Genomic DNA, 4443 nt, shown 5'->3' with positions numbered 1-4443 from the left:
CATTGGTGTCAGTGAGTTTTTCACCCAATACGGCGGCGTCTTCCGCAGTCAAGGTCAGCAAATTATCACGCGCCGTGATTGTATCGATCTTGCTTAGATTTTGGTCTTTGACCAATTCATGCAGAGCCGGAGACAATAAACTTCCATTATCAATTAAAATAACCTTGCTGCTGTCAGAAAATTTCTCCAGATTGGCGGAGCTTAGCTCAGTCAAGGACAACCGAATTTCTTCGTCATCCGTTGCCTCGATGGTGGTAATCTTAGAGTTCTCGAGCAGGTTTAAAATATTTTCGTTAATATTCAGCGAAGAGTCCTGAACAGTGATTTTATTGGAAGATGACATCGCGGCCATCAACTCATTATTGCCTGCCTGCTCTACATTCAAGGTAAGAATGCCACTGTTTACCGTTATCGAGTCAACCACCTTGATTTCTTCAGTTATGAATTCCAGAGCGGCGGCAGTGAAATTTACACCACTGTCTTCGATATTGATCGTATCAATCGAGCGCAGCTTAGCCCGGCAGCCTGGAACGTCGCCACGGAGATTGTCAGAGGAGATACACCAATATCATCGACTTTACCATCCGCCCCCAGTGTAAGAACTTCACTTTCGGTCAATGTATTGTCCACGACGATAATTGTGTCGTTGCTATTCAGTTTGTCTTTAGCGGCTTTATATTGGAGCTTGCTCAACACCTGATTTTCAACGCGGATTGAAGAAACCCGAAAATCAACACCATACTCAGCGATTTGAGCGGCTGTCATTGTGTCATCTTTGATCTCAATAGTACCAGTAGGCGCCAGAGCCAGCTTGCTACCCAGCGCTGTGTATTGAGCTGCCGTCAATACCAAAAGCTCTGAACCAGCAACGTTAAGGTGATCAATCTTTCCGATGTCAGCTGTCAGCGCCGACAGTTGTACGAAAATAAGCTCAGCGGTATCGATGACAGTAATGTTGTCAACATCACTCAACTTGGCGGCGCTGATATCCGTGAATTCCTTGGCATTCAGCAAGATTGTGCCTGAGTCCGAAGCCTTGATGCTGCTGATCTTGTTACTGCTAGCGGCCAGCGTCTTCGCGGCGCTGGTGATATTGGCAGCGGTGTCACTGATAGTCACTGTACCTGTCAGGGTTCCGAACTGATTCAGGTACTGTTCTACAGTCAGTGAAGCCGGTGTAGGCGTTGAGCTGCCGCCGGTACTCGGCGTTGCAACGACAACCGCATCAGCGCCCTTGCTCGCCGGATTGTCCAGCGCAGTCGAGTCAGTCGCCGCGTTGGTCAACAGGTTATTGGCATTGGTCAGCAGGGTCACCAGGTTGGTGTTGCTGGTGGCGCCGCTGAGCAGACTGTTGAGGTAGGTGGCGGCATCGGCCACTTCCGCTGGGGCGCTAGTGATCAGGGTGGTCAGCTTGGTCAGAAGCTGGGTGGCCGAGTTCAGCACAGCAGCGCTCTGGTTGCCGGTGACTGACGGGATCAGGCCAATGATCGCCAGGGTGGCAGAAAGCGTGTTGGCGTCGGCGGTCACCGACTTCACCACGGCGCTGGCAAGGCTCAGCTCATTCAGCCCCTTCTCGGCGAAGGTCACGCCCACGGTAGCCTTGTTGCTGACCATCGCGGCATCCTGCTGCCCCTGGGTCGAAGTGTTGGCCTTGGCCCCGTTGATCAGTGTCAAGCCGAAGGAGTCACGCGATATCGTGCCATTTTGCAGCTGGTCGAGCCAATACTGGGCACCACCCGTGTCGGGGGCGCGACCCAGCAGGTTGTTGTACATGGCTTCGATGAATTGGGCATCGGTCTGGCTGGCGGGGAACTTGCTCAAGCCTTCAGACTGCTGAGTCAGCCAGTTTTCAGCTACTTGGGCCAGACTGATCTGGCCACCTTCGACCTGTGCAACCCAGTAGGCCAAACCGCCGGCATCTGGGGCGCGATCAAAGAACGTGGTATAGAGTTCGGCCAGATCGGATTGGTTGCTCATATATACAACTCCTTTTGAATGAGAAGCGTTTAAGACACGAATATGTGTTGGCTTATAGTTTTATGTCGTTTGTGTTGCGTGGCCGTTTTCCCAGAGCACACGAAATCCCGCGCATGACGCAGCGTTCTTAAGACATGGGTGAAATCGGTCGGAAATTTATACCTGCTTTTTAGAAATATAAAAAGCAGTCAGAAAAAAGTATTCGTTCACCCGGTACGTGGCGAAAATCAGGCTTCCACTTCGTTTACACCATCACGCCCACGCGATGAAAATGCCCGTATCAGAGTTTTTTCGTTTCTGATACAAAGCCTCTGCTTTCGACGCTGGTCCGCAGAACACTCATCAAACCTGCAAGGCGTCGATCCCTCTCCATCACCTCGGAAAAAGGACGCCCTGGATGGCTCGTGTCACGTTCAATAAACCCTTCACAGCCAACGACCTGCTTACCGCCACCAATGCCGGCTATTTTGGCACTCTGGTTGCCCAGAGCAGCACTTACGTGAAAATTGTCTACGGCAGTTACTCGGCGGAAATGTATGGCTCGTCACTCAATGGCAGCGTGCGCTACGCGGTGGTCGATAGCCTGGTCTATTCGAAGAATGGCGAGCCTTTCGCGACCATCACCGGCATGAACCAGCACCTCAATGACAGCAACCCGGCCGCCTACTTGTATGGCGATGATGTCTATACCGGTTCATGGGGTAACGATCATTTCTACGCCTGGCCGGGTAACGACTATTACGATGGCGGCAGTGGTATCGACACCGTTCATTACAATGCACAGGCCAGTGAACTGACCGTGGTCAATAACGGTAACTTCTACGCCGTGGGCATCTGGAACAAAGTCGACACCCTGGTCAATATCGAGCGCATCCAGTTGGGCGATGACGGCGCCGTCATGGCCCTGGATGTCGGTCAATGGCAGAACACCGGCGGGGCCTATCGTCTTTACCAGGCGGCCTTCGACCGCCAACCCGACATGGCCGGGCTCAAGTACTGGATCTCGGACCTGGACAGAGGCGTCAGCCTGCAGCAGGTCGCCAAAGGCTTCGTCGACAGTGCCGAATTCAAGGCGCTTAACCCGGGTAACGACACCGCGTCGATCATCAACAACCTCTACCTCAATGTTCTGCACCGCCAGGCCGATATCGATGGCTTCAATTATTGGAAAGACTCCATGGCCAAGGGCATGACCACCAGCGAGATGCTGGTGTCGTTCTCTGAAAGTGCGGAAAACATCAATAACGTCGCCGCTGATCTTGATAGTGGGCTGTGGCTGGTGTGATGCCACAGGAAAGAAGGTGACATCGTGTCAGTAGCAATGGGCTGAGTAGTGCGCAACTCGCAACTTCAATGAGCCCCGAAAGCGATGCTATAAACAGCCATCCTCCTTCTGCTACTAGAGAGCCATCTACCCATGGTTTCGAGCGTCACCGGCTACACCGATACACGTAACCGAGCATGGACCAACGAAGGCTACGACGGCGTCGTGTTGCTCACCGTGGGCAACTACCAGGGCAGTGGCGCACTGCTATACGGCGGGCGCGCGGTACTGACGGCGGCTCATCTGTTCGAGGACGGCGTCACTTCCGCCCAAGTGACCTTCCAGACCGCTACGGGCACGCAGACCCTGGCCTGCAGCAAGGTGTGGATCCACCCGGCCTATGACGCCTTGAACACCAACAACGACCTGGCAATCGTCTGGCTCACCGACCAGGCCCCCGCAGCGGCCAACCGCTACGACCTGTACCGCAGCAGTGACGAAGTCGGCCAGACGATGACGCTGGTCGGCTATGGCCTGCCGGGCACAGGTGCCACGGGGACGTTGACGAATTACGGTGGCGCACCGATTCGCCAGAAAGCCAGCAATACCTTCGACAGCGATGTCGGCAGGCTTACTACGGTATATGGCAACGACCTGAGCTGGGCGCCGCAGGCAGGTACGCAGTTGCTGGCCGATTTCGATAACGGCAGAAGCACCAACGATGCCCTGGGCCGCCTGCTGGGTCTGAGCAATACCGGCCTGGGCAGCAATGAAGGCATCATCACCCCTGGCGACAGCGGCGGCCCTGCGTTCATCGCTGGCAAGGTAGCGGGGGTCGCCAGCTACATCACCTCGCTGAGCACCTCAACCACGCACCCCGACATCGATAGTCAGATCAACAGCAGCTATGGCGAGATCGCCGCATGGCAGAGGGTCAGTGCCTACCAGCAGGTCATCGACCAGACCCTGCGCGCCAACCAGCCCGGTGCACCGACCCGTGCCGACCAGGTACAAAGCCATATCATTGAGGGCGACAGCGGCCTGAGCCTGGGTTATTTCTGGATATCGCTGCCTTTTGGCCGCCCCAACCCCAGCCAGCCGTTGAGCGTCACCTATGCCCCCCGTGACGGCACGGCCAAAAGCGGTGAAGACTACCTGGCCAGCAGCGGCACTCTGGTGTTCTACCCCGGTGAAGACCATGT

Annotated in this window: 4 protein-coding genes; 2 read left to right on the top strand and 2 right to left on the bottom strand. The window is 55.0% G+C overall.

The annotated features are described in order from the left end of the window. Both ACF8MI_RS03950 and ACF8MI_RS03945 read right to left on the bottom strand, forming a co-directional pair. Nucleotides 1–424: hypothetical protein (locus ACF8MI_RS03950; protein WP_392517371.1), on the bottom strand; the 424-nt coding region annotated here is incomplete at its 3' end. Between the two features lie 44 nt (nucleotides 425–468). Then, nucleotides 469–1977 carry a DUF4214 domain-containing protein gene (locus tag ACF8MI_RS03945; protein ID WP_392517370.1) on the bottom strand — a complete coding sequence of 503 codons (1509 nt, stop codon included), beginning with the start codon at nucleotides 1975–1977 and terminating at the stop codon, nucleotides 469–471. A 397-nt stretch (nucleotides 1978–2374) separates the two neighbouring features. Between ACF8MI_RS03945 and ACF8MI_RS03940 the strand changes: the two genes are divergently transcribed. Together ACF8MI_RS03940 and ACF8MI_RS03935 are read left to right on the top strand one after the other, a co-directional pair. Continuing rightward, nucleotides 2375–3262, top strand: coding sequence for a DUF4214 domain-containing protein (locus tag ACF8MI_RS03940; protein ID WP_200929553.1), 888 nt, complete (start codon nucleotides 2375–2377; stop codon nucleotides 3260–3262). 132 nt (nucleotides 3263–3394) lie between these two features. Then, the coding region (locus tag ACF8MI_RS03935) for a trypsin-like serine protease (RefSeq protein ID WP_392517369.1) at nucleotides 3395–4443 on the top strand (1049 nt) is incomplete at its 3' end.

The sequence above is a fragment of the Pseudomonas sp. yb_9 genome, assembly GCF_043103635.1.
Classification (GTDB): domain Bacteria; phylum Pseudomonadota; class Gammaproteobacteria; order Pseudomonadales; family Pseudomonadaceae; genus Aquipseudomonas; species Aquipseudomonas monteilii.
Note: the sequence above shows the minus strand (reverse complement) of the source record. Positions and strands in the feature narration are given on the sequence as shown.